Source organism: Carnobacterium sp. CP1, from assembly GCF_001483965.1.
Lineage (GTDB): Bacteria > Bacillota > Bacilli > Lactobacillales > Carnobacteriaceae > Carnobacterium_A > Carnobacterium_A antarcticum.
This window is the reverse complement of sequence record NZ_CP010796.1, coordinates 1,484,830-1,507,629: the sequence shown is the minus strand read 5'-3', so window position 1 is coordinate 1,507,629 and position 22,800 is coordinate 1,484,830. Positions and strand designations below refer to the sequence as shown.

Here is a 22,800-nt window from a genome sequence, read left to right as displayed (position 1 = left end):
AGTGAAACAAGTTTTATCACAACAAGAAATTGATTCTTTACTGAAAGCGGTAGAAAGCGGAGAAATTGACGCAAAAGGTTTAGAAGAACAGGAAAAAGAACAAAACAAAGTTAAAAACTATGATTTTAAACGTCCTGCCCGTTTGTCTAAAGAATATATCAGTACATTAAATATGGTGTTTGAAGAATTTGCAAAAATTGTTGGAAACAAGTTATCAACTCAAGTCAGAACCAATGTTGAGTTGCAGCTGGCGTCTATTGAACAAGTCAGTTTTGATGAATTTGTGCATTCGGTTCCTCGTTTTACTTTAATGGGCATGTTTCATTCTAGACCATTAGAAGGGACGCAGATCGTCGAACTGAGCCCGCAGCTTTGTCTGCAGCTGATCGACTTGTTATGCGGAAGTGCTGAAGTGAGAACGACTGGCGAAGAAGTAGTGAAAGAAAACTTCACGGATATTGAAAAAGCGATTTTAGATGATATTCTAGTTGATTTTATTCGTGCATTTGAATTAGCTTGGCGCGATGTTGTCGAACTGGATGTACAATTAGAAACAACGGAAACAAATCCGCAGCTGCTGCAAAATATGTCACCTAACGAACCGGTTGTTTTAGTGACCTTTACCGTTGAATTATTCGGCGTGCGGACATTTGCTAATATATGTGTTCCTTACATATTCTTTGAAACGATTTTAGATAAACTAAGCTTAAAGAACTGGTTCCACACTGAAAAAGGAACAGATCATTCTGACAGCAAAAGAATAGAAGCCAGTTTAAATTCTGCCAAAGTAAACTTAGAAGTTCTTTTAGGAGAAGCTACGATGACATTGGAAAACTTCCTTCAACTGGAACTAGGCGATATTATTCCTCTAGAAGGGAAAACTTCAGATCCGCTGATTATGTCAGTAGAACAACGTCCGCACTATCTCGTGAAACCGGGATTAAAAGGCAAAAAGAGGGCGATTGAAGTATTACAGTATATTGAAGGAGAGACAGACTGATGAGTAACGAAATGCTATCCCAAGAGGAAATAGATGCAATGTTAAATGCACCCACTGAAACAACAGCTGATACAATTGATAAAGACCAACAAGATATCATTGGTGAAGTTGGCAATATAACTATGTCCCAAGCTGCAACAACACTGTCTTCCATTCTTAACCATCGGGTAACGATCACAACTCCACGTGTCACTTGTCTAAAATTTCAAGAAATCATTGATGAAAGCAAAGCACCTAAAGTGGTTACAACGATTGAATTTAAACAAGGGTTGGTTGGCAGCAATTTGTTGATGATGGACATAAACGATGCGATCATCATTGCTGATTTAATGATGGACGGCGATGGCGACGCAACCGGTAAAGAATTTACTGAATTGGAACTGAGTGCCGTTGGAGAAGCGATGAATCAAATGATCGGTTCTTCTTCAACAGCGATGGCAACCATGCTGGAACGGACAGTTGATATTTTGCCGCCTGATGTTGAGGTCTGGAAAGATAATGAAACTGTACAATATGACAAAATCAAAGGCGATACAGTTGTTTGTAAAATTGCTTTTAAAATGACTGTCGATGACCTCATTGAGAGTGAAATCATGCAGATCTTCACATTGGATACCGTCCGGGATATTGCTGCAATCATGATGAGCAGCGATGCTGAAGTGTTGGAAGAAAGACAATTACCGGCTGAGCCGGCACCTGTTCCAACTACACCGGAAACATCAGAAAAAGTAGGGATTCAAACGCCTGAATTCCAAGAACTGACGAGTACCGGTACACTGACCAATGCTCGTAATTTGGATTTAATCATGGATGTTCCGCTTCACTTCAGTGTTGTCTTAGGGGAAAACCAAAAGACGATCAAAGATATCTTGGCACTAGGGGCTGGATCTGTTGTTGAATTGGATAAAATGACCGACGAACCGTTACAAATTTTTGTCAATAATAAACTGATTGCCGAAGGAGAAGTCGTTGTCATCAACGAAAGCTTCGGAGTCCGCATCACCAATATTCTAAGCCAAGAACAAAGAATCAAAAAGTTAAAATAACAGGATGCGAAGTGCCGCAAGGGAGTTTCGATTCAAAATTAGGAATCTTGACGGAAATGTTTCATTTCCAGAAAGATTATCTATTTTGACGAGAAACTGCGGCACGCAGCTCAACTAAAATAAAAGGATGCGGAGAACGCTGAACAGGCATGACAGAAAATTACTTAGTCTCTGTTGGATGTATCATCCTTACAGAGATTTAAGAGAGAGAAACGAAGTGACCTTCTGCGGGAATTTTGTCTATTTTTCGAATGCCTAGCGTTCGCAGCTCAACTAAGAAGTTCCTTATAAAACCGTGTTAGTAATTTCTTAAGGGAGTAAAATTCCTTCCGGAATCTACGCGTTTGCTTGTAGAAAGCCATGGGACCGCCTGGAGCCCTTGGGTCTCCAGGCTTTCAAGCCTCAAACGTAGCGTAAACGCTTCGTAATTCGCATTGAATCCTTTTCATGGCTACAAGCAAACACTATTCCTCCAGAAATTTTGGGATTTCTGAATAGGAAATACATTTATTTCACTTGCTAGCATAAAAAATGATAGAACTCATTAAGTAAGCTAATAATTTTAATTTTCTTAGAACTAAACAAGTCAGACCTAAAGAACCGAAACGAATTGTTTCGGTTCTTTTTTCAATCTCAATGAGAAATGTTTATTGTTTCATTTCATGGTTTTCTGTAGAATGAAATTAGTTTGACTAACTTAATGATCTTTTTTAAAAGAATAAGGTTAAGTTTTTTGGAAAGCAACCGATATAATTTATGAAAAGAGAATTTGTATTCTAATGATTGACTATCCTGTATTTAAATACTAATAAAAATATTTTAAAAAGAAAAACCCGGAAGGAGCGCTTAAAATGAAAATTGAAAATGGCTACAACCAATATATGAACGCTGTCCGCCAAAATAAGGATCATGCCCAATCTAGAGGTTTGTCCCCAAAAATTGAACCAACAGAAAAAGAAGAGTCGGTTCAAGTCACTATTTCAGATGCAGCCAAAAAACTGTCACAAGCCAAAACAACCGAAACTCGTCAAGCAGACATAGAAGTGATCAAAAAATCAGTTTTAGATGGAACGTATTCTGTTTCCCCTGAAAAAATCGCTAAAAATATGATAACTGCCATGAATGCACAAAGAAAGTAGACAAATATATGAAAACACAAACTCAAGTTATTGAAACACTAAAAAAATTCAAAAAAGTCTTATTAGAAGAAAAAGAAGCCTTGATAAAAAACGACAGTGCTAAAGTCGTGGCTGTTATTGCAGAAAAAGAAACCTTTATGGAGGTCCTTCCAACGCTCAATTCAACTGGACTGAAAAAAGAAGACCTGTCAGGAATCGTCACGGAAATCAAAAACCTGCAAGAAACAAATTTGTTATTAACGCAGCAAGCGCTGCAATATCAAGAAAAAATGATGGAAGCCATTACGGACAGCGCGAAAACATCGGGCTCAACGTATTCTAAAAATGGCCATTACAGTGCTGAAAAGCAAGCAACGATTATTGATCAATCCCTATAATGAGGTGAAAGAATGTCAGGTTTATTTGGAACATTAAATAATACATCAAGAAGTTTAGGTGTGCAGCAATCTGCTCTGCAAACCACTGGACACAATATTGCCAATGCTAATACAGAAGGTTATTCAAGGCAACGGGTTTCATTGGTAGCCAGTAACCCATATACATTAACAGGCATCGGGCAATTAGGAACAGGCGTCAGGATTTCTACGATCGACCGAATCGTTGATCCCTATGTAAATAAACAATTGCAAGGCGAGAATTCGTCGTTGCAATTGTATAAACAGAAAGCAGATGTATTGGGGCAGTTAGAATCTATATTTAACGAGCCGTCTGATACAGGCTTGAATAACAGCATCAATGAATTTTATTCTTCATGGACTTACCTAGGTTCAAATCCTGAAACGTTAACCTCTAAAACTATGGTCGCGCAAACAGGGAAAACGTTTACGGATACGATTCATCATATGTCGAACCAAATGGATAACATGCGAGATGGAACAGTAAAAGATGTTGAAAAAAACGTTCTTGATTTCAATACAAAATTAGAACAATTAAACGCACTGAACAAACAAATTTTTAATGTTGCCATTAAAGGCCAAGCACCAAATGATTTATTGGATCAACAAGATCGATTGGTCAGCGAACTTTCAGGAATAGCCGGTGTTGAAACCAGTTATGATCAATACAATCGAGTAAGCATCAGTATGAGCGGTAACGATGTATTGAACGGCAGCACACTTAATACCCTTGGAACAACTGACGATGGGACTGGCAACTTGGTAATTAACGGTCCAAATGGCAAAACAACAGCTATTGAAATCAAATCTGGAAATATAAAGGGTTCACAAGATGCTTTAAAAGTGATCGACGAAAGAGTAGAAGAACTGGATAATTTAGCTTTCACTTTTGCAACAGCTGTAAATACGATTCACAGTGACAATGGCAAAGGCGAACCGTTCTTTACAATTGGTACAGACAGTAAAGGTGCAGCTAAAGACATCAATGTAGATGCAGCTATTATGGATGATGTAACAACTATCAACGCTGGAAAAGACATTGAAAATGTAGTCGGCGGAGATGGAACACGTGCGCAAGCAATCGCTTCATTGCAGGATACGCTATTAGATTTCTCGGATAGTGGGAAAACGAATACCGACAATTATGATCCAACAACGATGAAAATAAAAAATCAGCCAGGCGGCACTAGTATATCTGGAGCTTATAATGACATGGTCACTAAAACAGGAATCATTAAACAACAAGCGGATAATATGGAAGCCAGCCAAGAATCACTGGTCAGTTTATTGCATGCACGAAAAGAATCCATTTCTGGTGTATCTATTAATGAAGAAGTAACGGATACCATTAAATATAAAAGTGCCTTTCAAGCAAATTCTCGGATGATCACAGTCATCTCAGAAATGCTAGATACTTTAATCAATCGTACGGGGGTATAATAAATGAGGGTTACAGACTCCTTAATGTCACAAAATTTTTTAAGAAATTTGAGTACAAACGCTGCAAATGTTCAAAAGTATCAGACGCAATTGTCTACACTGAAAGAAGTCAGTAAATCTTCCGATGATCCGTTGCGTGTGTCTAAAATTATTGATTTAAAAGGCAACGTTACACAAAATAAGCAATACAACAACACTATTTCAGACAGTATCGATTTTACTAATGTACAGGATTCTGCATTAAGCAGTGCGACCGATTCGTTGCAACGAATCAAGACGTTAACTCAGTATTCTGCCAATGATGCTTTGTCTGATGAAGGGCGTCAAGCTAATAAAGCTGAAATTGAAGAAGAAATCAACAACTTTGTCAGTGCGTTAAACACAAAATTCGGGAACCGCTATTTGTTTGCGGGGAAAAATACCACTGAAGCCCCTTTTGAAGTTCAAAGAGACGATGACGGTGTATTTACTGGAATTAACTATAATGGCACAACTGACCCATCCGATAAAGGCAATTTGACTCGAGAAATTGCAGCAGGTGTAACCATTGAATTAAGTACAGATGGGCGTGCGTATCTTAATGAACAAACTCCTGGTAATGACATTGGAACCTTCTTTAAAGATGTGTTGACTGCGTTAGATAAAAACGATACAAAAGCTCTTTCAGGTTTATTGACTAGAGCAGACGATGAAATTGATAATGTTGTAAATAACCGATCAAAAATCGGAGCGATTTACAATAGTCTGCAAGCAACAAAAGGCCGTAATGAAAGTGAAAAGTTAAATTTAGACTCTACTCTTTCTGAAAACCAAGATATTGACTTGGCAGAAAAATATACACAATATATGATGGAAATGACTGCTTACCAATCATCAATGATGATGGGAACTAAAATCCTTCAAACCAGTATACTGGATTATTTATAATATCAAACCATTTTCTAAAGAATATCTTTGGGAAATGGTTATTTTTTCGGAAAATATAAAATAGGGATCTTTTATGTCAGAAGTTTTGTTTTCATCAACTGTTATTTGAAATATTATCACCGGTGCTTATTCATTGATTCAATTTCAGAAAGCCAATTCACTACAATATATTACGGAAGAACGAAAAAAATGGCGTGAAGAAATTAGGAAAATCATGGAAGGAATAGAAAAAAGTGAAGAAAAAAATATTTCTGAAGTATTGGTTCAGTTAAAAGCCAGAATAAATGCTTATGGTCTTTGTTCAGAGATGGATTATTCAAAAGACGCTCATATTTGGAAGCATATTGCAGAAATGGAAAAACAGGAAGCTGCAAGGAATAAAAATGAATATTATTGGGAAGAACCGGATAGTAAACAAGAAGAATATGATGAAAGTAAAGACCTATTGTTAAAATTTCTATCGCTTTTTTTAAAAAGTGACTGGGATCGTTCTAAATATGAAATAGAGGGAAATAAACAAATTCTATTAAATAATCTCTTATATATTACTGCTATTACCTTATACGCAATGATGTTAAGCAAAAAGATTAATCTAGTATTAAAAATAAACAATATACTGTTGGTAAGTATTTCAATTGGCAAGGGACAAGCATTAGCGATGATGAAGCATGGACCTACTGCCTTAAGAAAAGGATTAACTAAAAAACAACGACAGTCTACGAAAAAAGTGGCAACATCTTAAAATAAGATAACGAAACTCGTTTTTAAACTAACAAAAGAAGAACAAAAGAAAATAACTTTCATAAAAAAGGAATATATCTTTTTATGCCCTCTATACTTATTCTTTTAGTAGATGGGTATGCTTTGATAAATGAGAATTTTGATGTAACTTATTTATTATTTATATTAATTACTATTGTTTTATTGCCTTCGACCTGGGGCTGTTACGATAATGAAATTGAAGCCTTTCACAGAAAACAAAATTATTTCTTTACAATAAACCAGTTGTTAACCAATAATAATAAGATTGAAAAAGCTAAACTTGAAACATTTCCTGAAAAGCAGGAAAAATAAAATATAAAAACAAATTTTCTATTAACTGTTCTAAAGTCCTGCCGATATAAAGGATAGAGGCAAGACCTCAAACAAATTTTCCTAGGAGGAACAACAACATGAGAATCAATACAAATACAGCAGCAGCAAATACTTATTCACGTTTAAACTCAGCAAATGCGTCAAAAGCTAATTCTTTAGCTAAGTTATCATCAGGTCTACGTATTAACAAAGCGGGAGACGATGCAGCTGGGTTATCTATCTCAGAAAAAATGAAAAACCAAATCAGTGGTTTAACACAAGCTACTCGTAACGCACAAGATGGAATTTCATTGATCCAAACAGCTGAAGGCGCTCTAAACGAAACCCACAGCATTTTAAACCGTATGCGCGACCTATCTGTTCAAGCTTCCAATGATACAAACTCAGTAGACGATAGAAGTGCTATCGATGCTGAAATGGAACAATTATCAACAGAAATCGATCGTATCTCTTCAGATACTAAATTTAACGGTATTTCATTACTTTCAGGAAAAAGAGACTTAAATATTCAAATTGGAGCAAATTCATCTGACAAAGCTTTAACAATTCAAACAGTTGATGCTAGTTTTGCAGGGATTGCTGTGACTGCTCAAGAAAAAACAGCAATCACTGATGCAGTAGATGCGTTAACAGTTATGACGGACCCAAAGAACCCAACAGCTGGTGAATTGACAGCTCTTGCTGAAGCACAAGAAACAGATTCTAAGGCCTCTGTTGCAGCAGCTCATGCTAATGTTGATAGACTTGATAATGCCATTAAAACTGTTTCTGATCATAGAGCAACATTCGGTGCACAACAAAACCGTTTGGACCACACGATCAACAACTTAACAACATCAAAAGAAAATTTATCTGAAGCAAACTCGCGTATTCGTGACGTTGATATGGCTGAAGAAATGATGAACTTTACGAAATCAAACATCCTTTCATCTGCTGCTACTTCAATGTTGGCACAAGCAAACCAAATGCCGCAAAGCGTTTTACAATTACTACAATAATTCTCTACAAGCGATATAGATAAGAAGCTGGCATTTGCCGGCTTTTTATTTATAATGAAAGGAGAAACAAAATGGAAATGAACCGAATCGACTTAGAAAGCATACAATCGATCAACAAAATTCGTTTTACTACTCTGCTGGAATCCAAGCTGTCTTCTGAAAACCATGAAATGGTCACAAAAGAACGTTTGTCACAAGAACCAAAGAATGAACTTTCAAGAGACGAATTGGATAAAGTGTTGAATCAAGCCAATCAGTACACTCTTGGAGAAAATGCTCAGTTCGAATTTAAGATTCATGAAGGAACAGGCAGAACATTGGTACGTTTGGTCAATATAGAAAGCGGGGAAACCATTAAAGAAATCCCGCCTCAAAAAATGTTGGATATAGTTGCCAGCATCTGGGATGCAATGGGCATCAATGTAGATATAAAGGAGTGAAAATGTGGTAGGAAGTTTAAGTTTTATGGGCTCTTATTCAGGAATTGATTCAAGTACGATCGATTCGCTGATCGAAGCAGAATCTGGAAAGTTAGTTCAATATACAAATAAGAAAGAAAATTTAACAAAAGAAAAAACTGCTTGGAATGATGTCAATACGCGGCTGGATACGTTATATACAAAACTAGGCAATTTGGCAAAAGAAAATGCTTTTCAATCCAAATCAGTCACTACCAGCGATGCAAGCAAACTAACGGTCAAAGCAGATTCAAAAGGACAAGTCGGAACATATAAAATCAATATTACTCAATTGGCAACAGCGACACGCATAACGTCAGCTGAAATTGGTCAAATGGATGGTAAGAAGATAACCGATAAGCTGGAACTAACCGGAACACTAACTGTTGGGAACTCTGCTATGAAAAAAGATGGTATCGAAAACGGTGGTATCGATATCGAAATCGATTCAAAAGACAGCTTGAAAGATATTGTCGGAAAAATAAATGATACATCCAAAGAGTCAGGTGTTTCGGCTTCAATCGTGGATAATCGGATTATCTTAAGCAGCACGACAATGGGCAACGAAACGTTATCGATTACAGGGACGAATGGTTTGGCAGATACACTAGGATTCAAACCGGAAATAATCTCTGACCAGCAAAAAGGCCAAGAGGCTATATTTAAAGTAGATGGCATCGAAGTTACACGCCCGAGCAACCAAATTGACGACGTTATTGAAGGCGTTACATTTGAGTTGTTAAAAGTGGATGAAGGCTCTGAAGTCAGTACCATCAAAGTCAGCGAAGACACCGATAAAACCATTTCTGCTGTCAAAGAATTTGTCAGTCAGTACAATTCAACGATGTCATTTATTGGAGAACAATTGAAAGTTGGCGATCCGTCAGTTGAAAATAATACAGTCGGTCCATTAGCGGGTGACAGTGCCTTGATTAGATTGCAGACACAATTAAGAACAATGGTATCTGCTAATATAGAAGATAGCAGCAGTAGCATTAAAAACGTAAAAGACATAGGTATTTCAGTTGACCGGTATGGAACAGCCACTCTTGACGAAGAAAAGTTGAAAGAAGTATTGGCTGAAAATCCATCAGCTGTAGAAAAGTTGTTTAACAATTCAACAAAGACGACTGAACAAGTAACGGATAAAGATGGAAATGTAACTGAAGTGGAAAAAGAAATCAAATCAGGTGTTGCTCAAAAAATGCAATCACTGGTTGACACTTTTATTTCCAAAACAACTGGAATCATCTCTACAAAAGCAACGACATATGATAAGATGATCAAGGACATCGGCAAACAAATCGATACTTTTAATGAACGTCTAGTTAAAAAACGAGAAACGTATGTCAAAACCTTTACTGCATTGGATGTAGCAATGATGGAAGCAGAGTCTCAAATGTCTTATTTAGCTAGTCAAATGGAATCTTGGTCTAGTTAACATAAAAGACTGCGAGTTAAATTTGTATTGAGCCAAGAGAGGAAGTTTGAGCCGTGCAAGAAAATGAACAGCATTTGTTGCGGATGAACATGCTAAAACAAATGGAAGCTTTAATGGCAACTTGGGATGGCACACTAGAATCAGCCGGAAAACTTATTTCTGAGAATAAAAAGAACATGCTGCAATTAAAACAATTAGAAACCCAATCAGCAGCAAACCCATTGGGTACCTATAACGAAACAGAAAAAAACATTATTGAAGGTATTATCCATCAACAAGAAAAGATGGTGCATCAAATTAAAATCGAGCGGGAAAGTTTATTGAACCGCATGAAACAAATCAATCAAAAAGATAAAGTGATCAGCAATTATGTCTCTGCTAACCGTGCGCCTATGTTTATCGACAAAGGACTATGATGCATTAACTGGTTTTTGCGCAATGGTTTGCAAAAGAACATGGGCTCTTATTAAGCATAGACAAATAAAAGACGGTGATCATTCTTTTATCGGGTTCTGATAAAAAAGATCAACGTCTTTTCTTCTGAACAAAATAGTCAATTTCGGATGGATAAAAACTGAAGCATAATTAAAAAAGAATATAAAAGGAGACTATACAATGGGATACAATCGGAATATACCTGATGTCTATAAACAAAACCAAATCTTGAACGCAACACCTAAAAAACTGGTTATTTTACTGTATGAAGGAGCCATAAAAAACTTAAAGTTGGCTGAACTTTCAGCAGCTGAAAAGAAAATCGAAGCTACTGGAAATGCATTAATCAAAGCTCAAGATATTATTCGTGAATTGATGAGTACATTGGATTTTGAAAACGGCGGAGAAGTAGCTGGAAATTTGAACCAGCTTTATGACTATCTGATGACTGAAATCATTAAGGCAAATATATCTAAACAACCGGAAGATATAGCAAGAAGCCGAGTGATGTTGGAAGAGTTGCGGGATACTTGGATTGAAGTTTAAGAAAGGCAAATAAACAACTGTCGGTTTTCTGACACAATTAGAAAGACCTGAAAAACACCTTCAGAATACTGAAGCAGAGCAGTAATCCTTACCGTTTTAGAAGTAAGGATTTTTCTTTGTCTAACGGAAAGTGAGCGCTTTCTTATTTGTTGGAAACGTGTAAATACTCCTGTCAGATATGGTTTTTTAATGAAAAAGACAGCTGTTTTTAAAATCAACACTAGACATAAAGATACAAAAGTTATTGCTGAATTAATTTAATTCAGTTATACTTCTTTTGGCAGTCTAAGGACGTATTTTTATCAGAAAAACAAATATTATTTTAATATACATACATAACTTTTATATACTTTGAAGAAGGATATAATGTCTCGATAAAAATAGAATGAAGTATTAAAAATCTATTTAAAGCGGAGGGGTATCAAGTGAGCGATTCTACATACAATTTAATTAAACAGGCTTTGGATGCAACTGAATTAAGACAACAAATGATTTCCAGCAATATTGCGAATGTCAACACACCTGAGTATAAAGTCAATAAAGTAGAGTTTGAAAGCATTCTAGGTAAAGCTTTCGATGGGATAGGGTTGACAAAAACGAATGACCGGCACATAGGTATCGGAACGCCGGATGAAGTCTTGCCGGTTGTGACGAAAAGAACAAATTCAATGGTTAAAGACAATGGCAATAACGTAGATATCGATATGGAGATGACGGATGAAGCTGCGACATCTATTCAATACAATGCGTTAGTCACACAGTTGAATGCGAAATATTCAATGTTGTCTAGCGTGATCACAAAATAATTAAACCGTTTGGAGGAACAGGTAATGGCCATTTTTGATTCCCTACATATTAACGCAAGCGGCTTAAGTCTGGAAAGATTGAAGCTGGATACCGTTTCCACGAATATCGCTAACATCAATACGACACGTACTGAAGAAGGCGGACCCTACATAAAAAAAGAAGTGCTGTTTGAAGAAAGCCTAAAAAACGTTGAATCTTCTTTAACAGGAAGGCCAGAGAAAAAAAGTTTTGGCGTAAAAGCAACAGAATTAGCAGGAAATGCTGAAGATATCGTCAGAGAATACAATCCCGGTCATCCAGATGCGGATGAAGCCGGTTATGTCCAGTTGTCAAACGTCAATATGGCTGATGAAATGATTGATATGATCACGGCTCAACGGACCTATGACGCCAACGTCACGGCTATGAATGCCAGCAAAGAAATGCTGAAAAAAGCTTTGGAAATAAAAATCAATTAAGTTTAACGCAATAAGTAACTAAAGAGGAGAATTCAAGTGAATATAGAAGCATTATATAGCAATTTATTAAATGGAGCTGGACAAGTCGGCACTATGGAGACACCTGCACGTGAAGCAGCGGCAGCCGGTTCATCTAGTTCATTTTCCGGGATGATCGAACAAGCAATGATCAATTTAAACGATAAGCAAGTATCCGCTGATCAAGCTGTTCAAGGCTTGGTAGCCGGCGATGCGGATAATTTACATAACGTCATGATCCAAACATCAGAAGCGCAATTGACACTGGATCTAGCCTTGCAAGTAAGAAATAAATGTTTAGATGCCTATAACGAAGTAAAAAACATGCAATTTTAATGCGTTTTTGAGGGAGCTACAGCAATAATGGAATCAGTTAAAAATATGTGGAATGGAATCAAAGAGGGCTGGAAGAATCTTGGGAAACCAAAACAGCTGGGGTTAAGCGCAATAGTGATTATAATTGTGGCTATCGTGATGGGGCTTACGTATTATACCCAAAAGGTAGAATACGCTACGTTGTTTTCTAATTTAGAAGAGAGCGACGCTGGTACAATCGTAAATGATTTGAAAACGAAAAAAATAGCCTACAAATTAGAAGATAACGGAACAACGATTTTGGTGGAACAGGATCAAGTCGATACTTACCGAATTGATCTGGCTGTAAATGATATGCTGCCGCAAAATTCAGTTGGATTTGAAATATTTGATGCGACCAGTATGATGGCAACCGATGAAGATCGGAAAATCATGTATCAGCGGGCCATAACCGGCGAACTGGAAAGGTCTATTTCTGCTTTAGATTCCATTAAATCAGCTAAAGTATTATTGTCGATGCCTGAAGACAGTGTCTTCACTAGTCAAGAAGATCGATCAAAAGCTTCAGCGTCTGTCGTACTGACAACAACTAACGGTCAGATTCCGGAAGACTCAGCGGTACAAGGAATAGCTTCCCTAATTGCTGGAGCGGTAGACGATCTGCCTAAAGAAAACATTAAAATTGTTGATACAAAAGGCAATTTGCTAAGCGCTGCTTTAGAAGACGACAACAGTATAAATGCTACCGATATGGTCAGCAAATACCAAGCGATCAAGGATCGTTACGAGCAAGAATTAGAAAAGAAATTGGTCAGTACATTAGGTCCGATTTTTGGGATAGAAAAACTGACTGTTGCCGTAAATGCGGATATGAATTTTGACTCGATACAAAGTGAGAATGTGAACTATTCAGATGAACCGGTTCTCAGGAGCGAAACGGTTTCGGCAAGCGGCGGTACGATCGATGTTGCTGAAGGAACAGGTACCGACAACGCCATTAACGAAGTTATTGAAGGCGAAGGCGGCACGAGTTCGACTTATGACCGGACAGCCAATTATGAATTAGATACAGAAACAACCAGTACAGTCAAGGCGCCCGGATCCATCAATCGTTTGACGACTTCAATCATCTTAGACAAACAATTAAGCAATGCTGAAGAAGAACAAGTTGATGAGATCGTAAAAGCGACGATCGGTTTTAGTGAAGAACGAGATGATACGGTAACGGTTCAAGGAATGACTTTTGCCAAAGAACCGGAAGAAATCGAACCAACGACTCCGCAAGCAGAAATCGGCGAATCAATTAAAGAAACATTGATGAGAGACTGGCCGTATCTTGCTGGTGGGTTAGGAGTCTTGATTCTGTTGATCGTATTGCTGCGTATTATATGGAGAAAACCAAACAGAGCAGAAGACGATGAATTGGATTTCTATGAAGAAGCACCCTCTGATACAGCAGCAAATGAACTGAAAAGCGAATTAGAAGCGATGAAGAGAAAAGCTAACAGAGAACAAAAACAAAAAGAAACTGCAGAATTAACGGAAGAGTTGAATCAAGCAATGTCGGCTAAAGAAACGGCAGCCAGAACATACGCAAAAGAAAACCCCGAAGCTTCAGCAGATTTAATAAAAATATGGATGAAGGATGAGTAGGTGAATAATATGCAGGAAATGGATGGAATAAAAAAAGCTGCAATATTGTTGATCTCTTTAGGTTCTGAAACATCAGCAAAAATCATGAAAACACTGCCTGATAACTATATTCAGAAAGTAAGTTATGAAATTGCCAATATTGATTATGTAAGACCTGAAGAACGGGATGCTATTGTTAATGAGTTTATCGAATTGTCGCAGGCCAGAGAATATATGATCGACGGCGGAATCGATTATGCAAAAAACTTATTAAATATGGCAATCGGTCCCCAAAGAGCAAAAGAAGTGATCGATATGCTGAATCAGATTCAGTTGCGCGAACGGCCGTTTAATATTGCTAGAAAAGCGGATCCTCAACAGTTGACGAACTTATTGTTAAATGAGCAGCCTCAAACGGTAGCGTTGATCTTATGCTATATGCAGCCAGATAAAGCGGCGTTGATTTTGTCGCAATTCCCGCTAAATCTTCAATCGGAGATTGCTGAAAGAATCGGAACGATCACGAATACGTCTCCAGCGATTATTGAGAAAATTGAAAAAGTCATTGAGAATAAATTTTCAAATTACATTGAAAATGACTTGGAAGCAGTTGGTGGCGTTAAAACACTGGTTGAGATTCTTAATTCTGTCGGCAGAAGTACAGAGAAAAATATTATCGGTGTGTTGGAAGAAAAACAACCAGAATTGGCTGAAGAAATCAAATCCAGCTTGTTCACCTTTGAAGACATTACATCCCTCGAAAAAGGCGATGTTCAAAAAGTGCTTAGAGAAATCAATAACGATGACTTGGCATTGGCGCTTAAAGGTGTATCAGATGACATTAAAGACTTTATCTTTGCCAATCTATCTGCACGTGCAGTCGATACGCTCAAAGAAGACCTTCAGTTTATGGGACCTTCGCGCTTATCTGCGGTTGAAGAAGCTCAACAACGAATTGTCTCTATCATCCGTATGCTGGATGAGAAAGGCGAAGTTTATTTGAGAAGAGGAGAACAAGATGCTATCGTCTCATAAAATCATAAAACAAAAACATGCGTTTGCCGAAGAACAGAAGTCGTTTATCCAAACGAAGATAACCGCTCCGCCGGTGATTATTGAACCGGAAGAGGCAGAAGACGAAACTCCGTTAACAGCTGAATCTAAAGAAGCCGCTATAGCTAAAGCTCAATTAGCAGAAGCTTTTGAACAAAAAGAAGCTTTGCTGACAGCAGCTCAACAAGAAGCGGAAGACATAAAAGCAGCGGCTTTAGAACAAGGATTTAATGAAGGACAAACCAAAGGCTATCAAAAAGGCTACGCCGCAGGATATGACAAGGGCACGCAAAAAGCGGAAGAAGAAAGCATTCAGATGAAAGAAACTATTCAACAGATGCTGGCGGAAGCCGAAGCGTTTGTCGAACGCTATTACATTGAACAAAAGGGATCCTTATTGGACTTAGCAGGGCATATGGCAGAAACAATCACTCATGCCACGATCGATGCTTCTTCTGAACAGGTGATGGACTTGATCAAACCGGTTATCCACCGATTGAAACGGAAAAGCCAGTTGATTACATTATCTATTCGCCCTGAACAAAGTGAGCTGGTCAAAGCTAAAGTTAAAGAGCTGGAAAAAGAACATCCAGAAATCCGTTTTGCGGTGTTGACTGATAATACATTGGATAAAAACGGCTGTACGATTGAAAGCGCCCATGCAATCATGGATCTGCAAGTCCGGAAACAAATAGATGCGATGTTGGAACAGATGAAGGATATGGAGTGAAACAAACGTGTTTGAACTACCTTTTGAGGCTTACCACAACGAACTGAATAAAAGAAATTACTACTTAAAGATGGGGAAAGTCAGTCAAGTAACGGGATTGATTATTAAAGTAGAAGGATTAGATGCATTCGTTGGCGAAGTGTGTGTAATTCACATCAAATCATCGGACAGAATTGCACTGAGTGAAGTGGTCGGTTTTGTGGATGAGACAGTCTTGTTGATGCCATTGGATGAATTAGAAGGTATTGGACCAGGCTGTCTGGTCCGTCCGACAGATAAAACGCTGAAAGTTGAAATCAGCGAGAAACTTCTGGGCAATACATTGGATGGATTAGGTCGTCCAATGGATGAAAATCTAGAAGTAGATGGCGTTTTTTATGACGTCAACAGAAGTTCGCCAAATCCGTTCAAACGTAAAAAAATTCAAGATGTCATTCCTACAGGCATTAGAGCTATCGACGGTACACTGACTGTCGGAGAAGGACAGCGGATCGGGATATTTGCCGGAAGTGGTGTCGGAAAAAGTACGCTGCTCGGTATGATGGCCCGTTACATTGAAGCCGATGTGATCGTGATCGGTCTGATTGGAGAGCGGGGCAGGGAAGTCCTTGAATTTATTGAAAAAGATTTAGGCGAAGAAGGCTACAAAAAATCCGTGGTCGTTTGTGCTACGTCAGACATGCCCCCTCTTGTAAGGCTAAAAGGCGCTTCAGTCGCTACAACTATTGCGGAGTATTTCCGCGACCAAGGGAAAAAGGTTGTTTTGATGATGGATTCTGTGACTCGTGTTGCAATGGCACAACGGGAAATCGGGTTGGCAACGGGTGAACCGCCAACGACTAAAGGGTATACTCCATCTGTGTTTACGACATTGCCAAAGTTATTAGAACGCAGCGGAATGTCAGAAACGGGTTCCATCACAGCTTTTTATACGGTTTTGGTTGAAGGGGACGATATGAACGAACCCATTGCCGATTCTGTTCGGGGAATATTAGACGGACATATTATTTTGTCACGGAAGATATCTTCTGAGAATCATTATCCAGCAATCGATATTCAAAACAGCATCAGCCGATTGATGAAAGACATCACGACGGAGAAACATTACCTAACTGCAGGGAAATTAAAAGAGAATATGTCGATTTATGCGGACTCAAAAGACTTGATTGACGTTGGAGCTTACCGAAAAGGCAGTAATCCGTTGGTAGACCGAGCCGTTCAGTTAAATACTCCTATAAAAAATTTCCTGAAACAAAATGTTAATGAGCGCGTAGCCTTTGACGACGTAGTCACGACATTGGATACATTATTTAAAACGCAACAAGTAGGCAATCAACCAATGGGTTAAGGAATAAATAGGGGTGTAGAACTTGGGTAAATTTCGATTTTCAATGGAAAAGGTCCTAGATTGGCGTTCAGATACAGAAGAAGCCAAGAAAAAGGAACTTGGAGATGCACAAAGAGAAAAATTTCAGCAAGAGGCGTTATTGCAAGAGTTGATTCAAGAAAACATTAAAATTAAAAACGAAAGCTTAACAACGACTCGGATCGATATTCTGCGTCGTCAGAATATGTACAAAGTTATGCTGGATGAACGAATCGTTCAGCAAAAAAACCAAGTGGAGATAGCTGAGAAATCTGTTGAAGCAGCTCGTATCGCGTTGATGGAAGCTCATAAAGACAAAAAGGCCATGGAAAAACTGAAAGAGAAAGAATATACCTTTGTGATGGAACAAGAGAAAAGTGAAGAACAAAAACAATTGGATGAAATGGCTACCTTAAGTTATGGCAGATCTTTCTATTAATGGATTGAAGTTGTTGAAGGAACACTAACTTTTAGGTACCAGCATTCATTCAATAAAAAGGAGGTGAATTAAATTGGAACAGCTCTCACTAAGTTCAGTTGAATCCGCAGGTACTGCTAGTTTGATAGGGACGGCTACAAAGCAAGAAACAGTTTCCGCAGAAACATTTCAAAGTTATTTGGCTGAACAATCAGGCCAATCCGGGACAACCTCTGAAAAAGAGTTGGACAACAAGGCAAAAACAACAGCTGACAAAAGCAATGAAGAACTATCGGATGATAGCACAGAAGTAGATGCAGCTGCGTTCTTTTACGGCTTTATGTCAAGCATTCAAGAACAGGCAACGAGCATTTTGGAATTAGGTTCAGTAACTGAAGAAGAGCTGCCAGAGTCGGAATCACCAGATTACATAGAACCAACAATTTTAACGAATCCGACAGGTAGAGTGACTTTAGATGATAACCAAATGGAAGCAGACCTAGTTGTTCTTTCTGAAGAAAAAAGCAGCTTTAAACCGATGAGCAACTCGGTAGAAAATAAACAATCTATCTTACAAAATGACTTGCCTGTTTTTATATCCGAAGAAGAATTGAATACAATAGCTAAGGAAAAAGAACGTTCTTCAAATGCAGCAGTACAAGTCGGTGCATCAGAAACGGCAGAAACAATGGTAGATGAGATTTTACCGACCAGCCGCCTATTGACGAAAGATTGGGCTCAAACAGTAAAGTCGGCGTTAACGGTTGACCAACCTGCAATTGAACCGAACGAATCAATCGATCCAGCAGAGCAACTGAATGAGTTGCCTCAACCAAAAACCAGTGAAAACAACAGTGGGAAAATGGATTTGATTGATAACAAAGGAAAAGAACCATCTGTTTTGATGGGGGTTTCGGTTGAAAAAGAACCAACAACAAAAAATGCGGATGATTCGAATCTTAAAAATGAACTTAGCGGACCCGCAATTGTTCGAGGGGATGCCGCAGAAGCAACGGGAAAAGCAGTCGAGAGTCCTAAAACGATCCGGCAGCAAGTAACCCAGGCAGTCAACGAAGTCATTACAAAAACAGTAGAAACCTTTCAGAATGGGAAACACTCAACGGCAAAAGTGAGCATCTCGCCAAGCAGCATGGGAGAAATCACGATAACGCTGGAAATGGTTGATAATGTCTTGTCTACAAAAATTATGGTAGAAAGTTTAAAAACACAAGAATTATTGACCGGGGGGGTACCAAAATTATCGGACAATCTAAACCGTCAACAGATTCAGTTGGGTGAAGTTACGATTCAATTAACAACAAATGGAGAGACCGGTTCTCAGTTTAACGATAGACAACAAGAAAAAAACCGGCCAACCAGCCGCTTATCCAATCAAGTTTCTTTCGTTGAGGGACCAGTAACAGAACTTGCTGAAGAGAAGTCGGGGATTCGTTCAGGACGCTTGAGTATTTTAGTTTAATTTGAGTAGAGGAGGAATGAAAAAATGGAGATTCCAAGTAATTTTCACATTGGTACAGTAAAAAGTTTGACCGGAAATGAGAATAAAACCAATGAGCTTTCTACAGACGATTTCTTGCAGATTATGGCAGCAACAGTCAAAATGCCGTCAATGCCTGGAGAAGATGGAGGTGGAGGAGGCGGTGAAACCGACTACCTGACTCAGTTGGCTCAATTTAATATGATGGATCAATTAACAAATATTTCAGAAAAAATGAATTCAAGCCTATTGATGAACCAACAGCAGCAAGCTTTTAGTTTGTTAGGGAAAGATGTAAAAGTAACAGACGGCAGTGATCTAGTCAATGGCGTTGTGGAAAAAGTCCGCTTTGATCAAGGGTACGCCACTGTTCAAGTAAATGGAAAAGATTTTTATTTAAACGATATTTTAGAAGCAAGTAATCAAGCCTGATGTCGTTTAAAGTAACTCCCAATCAAACTCAACCGTCAGAAATAAAGCCAGCAGCGATACGTCCAAAAGTAGACCGGCGATTCAGTTCATTTTTAAGCGAATCAATTGAGAAACCGCTTGGTCAAAAAGAGGTCAAAATTTCTAATCATGCACAAAAACGACTGGAAGAACGCGGACTTCAATTGGACCAGCAAGATATGCATCAATTAGAAGCAGCGGTTGAAGAATTGAGTGGAAAAGGCTCAAAGAACTCGTTGATTTTTTATAAAGATATGGCACTCATCACCAGTGTCCCTAACCGTACGATCATCACGGCGTTAAATACACAAGAAATGGATATGGTCACCAATATTGACAGTGCTATGCGCATCAATCAATAAAAGGCTGGACCTATACAGGAAGCCTTAAATCCGCGGACCGATTGAAGCGGATCAATCGAATGGAGGAAGCAACATGTTAAAATCTTTATACTCAGGTGTTACAGGAATGAAAAATATTCAAACAAAAATGGATGTCATTTCGAACAATATTGCTAACGTTAATACAACGGCTTTTAAAACGGGAAGAGTTCGTTTTGAAGATATGATCAGCCAAACCAATGCAAGAGCACAAGGTGGTACAAATGCGCAACAAGTCGGACTTGGGGTACAAGTAGGCTCGATCGATACCGTTATGTCTGGCGGATCGCTGCAATCAACTGGACGACCATTAGACTTTGGGATTGAAAACGGAGATAACTCATTTTTCACCGTTAAGCAAGGCGACCAAACATTTTATACACGTGACGGCGGATTCTATAAAGACAACGCCGGAAACTTGGTAACGAGCAGCGGGTTAAGTGTTATGGGGTACACAGAAGGAGCACCGGCTGTAAATGATGCAAACTTTGTGATCGACAGTTTAGGGAAAAACCCGCAGCCTTTAACGATCAATGAAAAATTAACAATCGATGGAAAAGAAATAGAACTGCAAGATTACGTCATTGATAAAGATGGTTTTATCGTAGGAACATACAGTGATGAAAATACATATGTGTTAGGACGCGTCGCATTGACCAGCTTTTCTAATCCAGATGGATTGGAAAAACAAGGTGGCAATTTGTATTCTAAATCAGCCAACTCAGGAGAGCCAACATTGGGCAACCCATCTGATCCAGGATACGGTTCCGTTCGTTCAGGATTTTTGGAAATGTCGAATGTCGACTTGGCCAATGAATTTACAGAAATGATCGTAACCAGCAGATCCTACCAAGCCAACTCTAGAAGTATCACTGTTTCCGATACAATGTTAGAAGAATTGATCAACCTGAAGAGATAATAAGGCGTTAGCAAAGTAAAAAAAGACAAATATCTCGGACAGTTTCATTTCGTTGAGCTGTCCGAGTGTATTCTTTTTTTGCCTTTTACTTTAGAAATGAGGTTTTTAGATGATAGCTTTAACAGATGTCTCAGGAAGAGAGTTTTACTTAAATTGCGAATTGATATACAGAATAGACCGTTCTTTCGATACTATTATTACTTTAACTGACGGAAAAACCTTGCGAGTCATAGAAAAAGAAACAGAAATAGTAGAAAAAGTAATTTCTTATAAGAGAAAAATACATAGCGGTTTTTCAGAGGGAGAAAAATGAAAAAAAATATTGTACCATTGGCCGGTTTTATCTTAGGGTTGGCTCTGATCGTCTGGTCAATTACTTCAGCGGGTGAATTAAATAGTTTTCTGGATGCTCCTTCGCTGGTAATTACCTTAGGAGGTTCTTTTAGTGCATTGATCATCAGTTTTCCTTTAAAATCTTTGCTGAAGATACCGTCGATTCTTAAAAATTTATTATTGAACCCTAATAGCAATTATGAAGAATTGATTGAGACGTTCGTTAATTTGTCTAAAAAAGCCAGAAGCCAAGGAATCTTATCCATTGAAGAGGATTTACAGGAAGAAGACAATGAGTTATTAGTGACAGGTTTGCAAATGGTGATCGATGGAATGGACCCAGAGACTATTCAAGAGATATTAGATATAAAAACAGAAAATATTGAAAAAAGACATCGTGTCGGACAAGATATTTTTTTGAAGTGGGGAGAATTAGCACCAGCGTACGGGATGATCGGAACATTGATCGGATTGATTATTATGTTAGGTGAGTTAAATGACCCAAATACAATTGGCACAGGTATGGCCACGGCTTTGATCACAACCCTTTATGGTAGTTTTTTAGCAAACTTAGTTTTCCTTCCAATAGCTACCAATTTACAAATGCAAACCGATGAAGAGATGCAAGTGTGTGAAATGGTTATTGAAGGTGTGCTTTCTATCCAAGCCGGTCAGAATCCGCGTATTATTGAGCAAAAATTAAAAAGCTATTTACGCGATGAAAATCAAGAAGAAGCTGTAAGAGAAGCCGAACAACTTCAACGTGAGGAGCAATAGCATGGCTAGAAGAAAAAGACTTGAAAAGAAAAGCGAGAGCTCAGGAGGTTGGATGACCACTTTTTCTGATCTGATGTCTTTATTGCTGACTTTTTTCATTTTGCTTTATTCCATGTCTAATGTCAGCGAAACAAAATTCCAAGCAGCTACTCAATCGATTCAAATGGCGTTGAGTGGAACGGGAGGCACTTCTATTTTAGAAGAAACGAATTCTGCAGTAGAAAAAGAGCCAACTCCTTCGGCAGATAATGGTATTGATCCTGAAGTAGAGGAGTTATATGAGAAGGTCACAACTTATGTAACAGAAAATAAGATGAATTCAAAAGTTTCAGTAGATATGGATAAAGATGGCGTATATGTAGATATTCAGGAATCTGTACTGTTTTCTTCGGGAAGTGCAGAAATTTCAAACCCTGGGCAGCAAACATTAGATATACTGGCGAATTTAGTCAGTACATTTGATAACAGTATTGTAATAGAAGGGTACACAGATAATGTTCCAATAAAAAATTCGAACTTTGACAGCAACTGGGAACTTTCTTCGGGAAGAGCCGTATCTGTCTTGCGTTATCTGAGCGAAGAAGAGGACATTGAAGCTCATCGTTTATCTGCCAAAGGGTATGGAGAATATAACCCGAGTGTTCCTAATGATACAGATGAAAATAGAGCGAAAAATAGAAGGGTAAATATCGTCATCGTTTATGATGGGCAGGAGGCAAAGTAGCG

28 protein-coding genes are annotated in these 22,800 nt (G+C 38.3%); all 28 read left to right on the top strand.

Annotated elements, in window-relative coordinates; translation table 11 throughout:
- The first annotated feature begins 1 nt into the window (after position 1).
- Entirely contained in the window at positions 2 to 1,000 is a 999-nt protein-coding gene (fliM, locus tag NY10_RS07110) for a flagellar motor switch protein FliM (protein WP_058919316.1), read from the top strand.
- On the top strand, positions 1,000 to 2,046 hold the full coding sequence (gene fliY / locus NY10_RS07105; RefSeq protein WP_058919315.1) for a flagellar motor switch phosphatase FliY: 1,047 nt from the start codon (positions 1,000 to 1,002) through the stop codon (positions 2,044 to 2,046). The genes fliM and fliY overlap by 1 nt, the downstream gene beginning before the upstream one ends.
- A gap of 851 nt (positions 2,047 to 2,897) precedes the next feature.
- Positions 2,898 to 3,185 carry a flagellar biosynthesis anti-sigma factor FlgM gene (flgM, locus tag NY10_RS07100; protein WP_058919314.1) on the top strand — a complete coding sequence of 96 codons (288 nt, stop codon included), beginning with the start codon at positions 2,898 to 2,900 and terminating at the stop codon, positions 3,183 to 3,185.
- 8 nt (positions 3,186 to 3,193) lie between these two features.
- Positions 3,194 to 3,562 carry a flagellar motor switch protein gene (locus tag NY10_RS07095; protein ID WP_058919313.1) on the top strand — a complete coding sequence of 123 codons (369 nt, stop codon included), beginning with the start codon at positions 3,194 to 3,196 and terminating at the stop codon, positions 3,560 to 3,562.
- Between the two features lie 12 nt (positions 3,563 to 3,574).
- Positions 3,575 to 5,020: a flagellar hook-associated protein FlgK gene (flgK, locus tag NY10_RS07090; RefSeq protein ID WP_058919312.1), complete on the top strand. Its 1,446-nt coding sequence runs from the start codon at positions 3,575 to 3,577 to the stop codon at positions 5,018 to 5,020.
- Positions 5,021 to 5,023: 3 nt separating this feature from the next.
- Positions 5,024 to 5,947 carry a flagellar hook-associated protein FlgL gene (flgL, locus tag NY10_RS07085; RefSeq protein WP_058919311.1) on the top strand — a complete coding sequence of 308 codons (924 nt, stop codon included), beginning with the start codon at positions 5,024 to 5,026 and terminating at the stop codon, positions 5,945 to 5,947.
- 133 nt (positions 5,948 to 6,080) lie between these two features.
- Positions 6,081 to 6,689 (top strand): hypothetical protein, encoded by a 609-nt coding sequence (locus tag NY10_RS07080; RefSeq protein ID WP_058919310.1) that lies wholly within the window; start codon positions 6,081 to 6,083, stop codon positions 6,687 to 6,689.
- An 83-nt stretch (positions 6,690 to 6,772) separates the two neighbouring features.
- Positions 6,773 to 7,021, top strand: coding sequence for a hypothetical protein (locus NY10_RS07075; protein ID WP_058919309.1), 249 nt, complete (start codon positions 6,773 to 6,775; stop codon positions 7,019 to 7,021).
- A gap of 98 nt (positions 7,022 to 7,119) precedes the next feature.
- A complete protein-coding gene (locus NY10_RS07070) occupies positions 7,120 to 8,040 on the top strand; it encodes a flagellin N-terminal helical domain-containing protein (protein ID WP_058919308.1) in 921 nt (306 codons plus the stop codon).
- 71 nt (positions 8,041 to 8,111) lie between these two features.
- Entirely contained in the window at positions 8,112 to 8,480 is a 369-nt protein-coding gene (locus tag NY10_RS07065; protein WP_058919307.1) for a flagellar protein FlaG, read from the top strand.
- A 4-nt stretch (positions 8,481 to 8,484) separates the two neighbouring features.
- Complete coding sequence (gene fliD, locus NY10_RS07060) at positions 8,485 to 9,939, top strand: flagellar filament capping protein FliD (protein WP_058919306.1); 1,455 nt, start codon at positions 8,485 to 8,487, stop codon at positions 9,937 to 9,939.
- 53 nt (positions 9,940 to 9,992) lie between these two features.
- Positions 9,993 to 10,355 (top strand): hypothetical protein, encoded by a 363-nt coding sequence (locus NY10_RS07055; protein WP_058919305.1) that lies wholly within the window; start codon positions 9,993 to 9,995, stop codon positions 10,353 to 10,355.
- Between the two features lie 199 nt (positions 10,356 to 10,554).
- Positions 10,555 to 10,920 carry a flagellar export chaperone FliS gene (gene fliS / locus NY10_RS07050; RefSeq protein ID WP_058919304.1) on the top strand — a complete coding sequence of 122 codons (366 nt, stop codon included), beginning with the start codon at positions 10,555 to 10,557 and terminating at the stop codon, positions 10,918 to 10,920.
- Positions 10,921 to 11,345: 425 nt separating this feature from the next.
- Positions 11,346 to 11,726, top strand: a complete 381-nt coding sequence (gene flgB / locus NY10_RS07045; protein WP_231726712.1) for a flagellar basal body rod protein FlgB — start codon at positions 11,346 to 11,348, stop codon at positions 11,724 to 11,726.
- 24 nt (positions 11,727 to 11,750) lie between these two features.
- Positions 11,751 to 12,185 carry a flagellar basal body rod protein FlgC gene (flgC, locus tag NY10_RS07040; RefSeq protein WP_058919302.1) on the top strand — a complete coding sequence of 145 codons (435 nt, stop codon included), beginning with the start codon at positions 11,751 to 11,753 and terminating at the stop codon, positions 12,183 to 12,185.
- Between the two features lie 36 nt (positions 12,186 to 12,221).
- Positions 12,222 to 12,539: a flagellar hook-basal body complex protein FliE gene (fliE, locus tag NY10_RS07035; protein ID WP_058919301.1), complete on the top strand. Its 318-nt coding sequence runs from the start codon at positions 12,222 to 12,224 to the stop codon at positions 12,537 to 12,539.
- 27 nt (positions 12,540 to 12,566) lie between these two features.
- Complete coding sequence (gene fliF, locus NY10_RS07030; RefSeq protein ID WP_058919300.1) at positions 12,567 to 14,171, top strand: flagellar basal-body MS-ring/collar protein FliF; 1,605 nt, start codon at positions 12,567 to 12,569, stop codon at positions 14,169 to 14,171.
- Between the two features lie 9 nt (positions 14,172 to 14,180).
- Positions 14,181 to 15,185: a flagellar motor switch protein FliG gene (fliG, locus tag NY10_RS07025; protein WP_058920279.1), complete on the top strand. Its 1,005-nt coding sequence runs from the start codon at positions 14,181 to 14,183 to the stop codon at positions 15,183 to 15,185.
- Positions 15,169 to 15,933, top strand: coding sequence for a FliH/SctL family protein (locus tag NY10_RS07020; protein ID WP_058919299.1), 765 nt, complete (start codon positions 15,169 to 15,171; stop codon positions 15,931 to 15,933). The genes fliG and NY10_RS07020 overlap by 17 nt, the downstream gene beginning before the upstream one ends.
- A gap of 70 nt (positions 15,934 to 16,003) precedes the next feature.
- Positions 16,004 to 17,281, top strand: a complete 1,278-nt coding sequence (gene fliI, locus NY10_RS07015; RefSeq protein ID WP_231726793.1) for a flagellar protein export ATPase FliI — start codon at positions 16,004 to 16,006, stop codon at positions 17,279 to 17,281.
- 22 nt (positions 17,282 to 17,303) lie between these two features.
- Positions 17,304 to 17,738, top strand: coding sequence for a flagellar export protein FliJ (gene fliJ / locus NY10_RS07010; RefSeq protein ID WP_082664208.1), 435 nt, complete (start codon positions 17,304 to 17,306; stop codon positions 17,736 to 17,738).
- Between the two features lie 73 nt (positions 17,739 to 17,811).
- Positions 17,812 to 19,197: a flagellar hook-length control protein FliK gene (locus tag NY10_RS07005; protein ID WP_058919297.1), complete on the top strand. Its 1,386-nt coding sequence runs from the start codon at positions 17,812 to 17,814 to the stop codon at positions 19,195 to 19,197.
- Positions 19,198 to 19,221: 24 nt separating this feature from the next.
- Positions 19,222 to 19,647, top strand: a complete 426-nt coding sequence (locus tag NY10_RS07000; RefSeq protein ID WP_058919296.1) for a hypothetical protein — start codon at positions 19,222 to 19,224, stop codon at positions 19,645 to 19,647.
- Positions 19,647 to 20,027 carry a TIGR02530 family flagellar biosynthesis protein gene (locus NY10_RS06995; protein WP_058919295.1) on the top strand — a complete coding sequence of 127 codons (381 nt, stop codon included), beginning with the start codon at positions 19,647 to 19,649 and terminating at the stop codon, positions 20,025 to 20,027. Before NY10_RS07000 ends, NY10_RS06995 begins: the two co-directional genes overlap by 1 nt.
- A 73-nt stretch (positions 20,028 to 20,100) precedes the next feature.
- Positions 20,101 to 20,964: a flagellar hook-basal body complex protein gene (locus tag NY10_RS06990; RefSeq protein WP_058919294.1), complete on the top strand. Its 864-nt coding sequence runs from the start codon at positions 20,101 to 20,103 to the stop codon at positions 20,962 to 20,964.
- 109 nt (positions 20,965 to 21,073) lie between these two features.
- Positions 21,074 to 21,277 (top strand): flagellar FlbD family protein, encoded by a 204-nt coding sequence (locus NY10_RS06985; RefSeq protein WP_058919293.1) that lies wholly within the window; start codon positions 21,074 to 21,076, stop codon positions 21,275 to 21,277.
- Complete coding sequence (locus tag NY10_RS06980; protein WP_058919292.1) at positions 21,274 to 22,074, top strand: motility protein A; 801 nt, start codon at positions 21,274 to 21,276, stop codon at positions 22,072 to 22,074. The genes NY10_RS06985 and NY10_RS06980 overlap by 4 nt, the downstream gene beginning before the upstream one ends.
- A 1-nt stretch (position 22,075) precedes the next feature.
- A complete protein-coding gene (locus NY10_RS06975; RefSeq protein ID WP_058919291.1) occupies positions 22,076 to 22,798 on the top strand; it encodes a flagellar motor protein MotB in 723 nt (240 codons plus the stop codon).
- Positions 22,799 to 22,800: the final 2 nt, after the last annotated feature.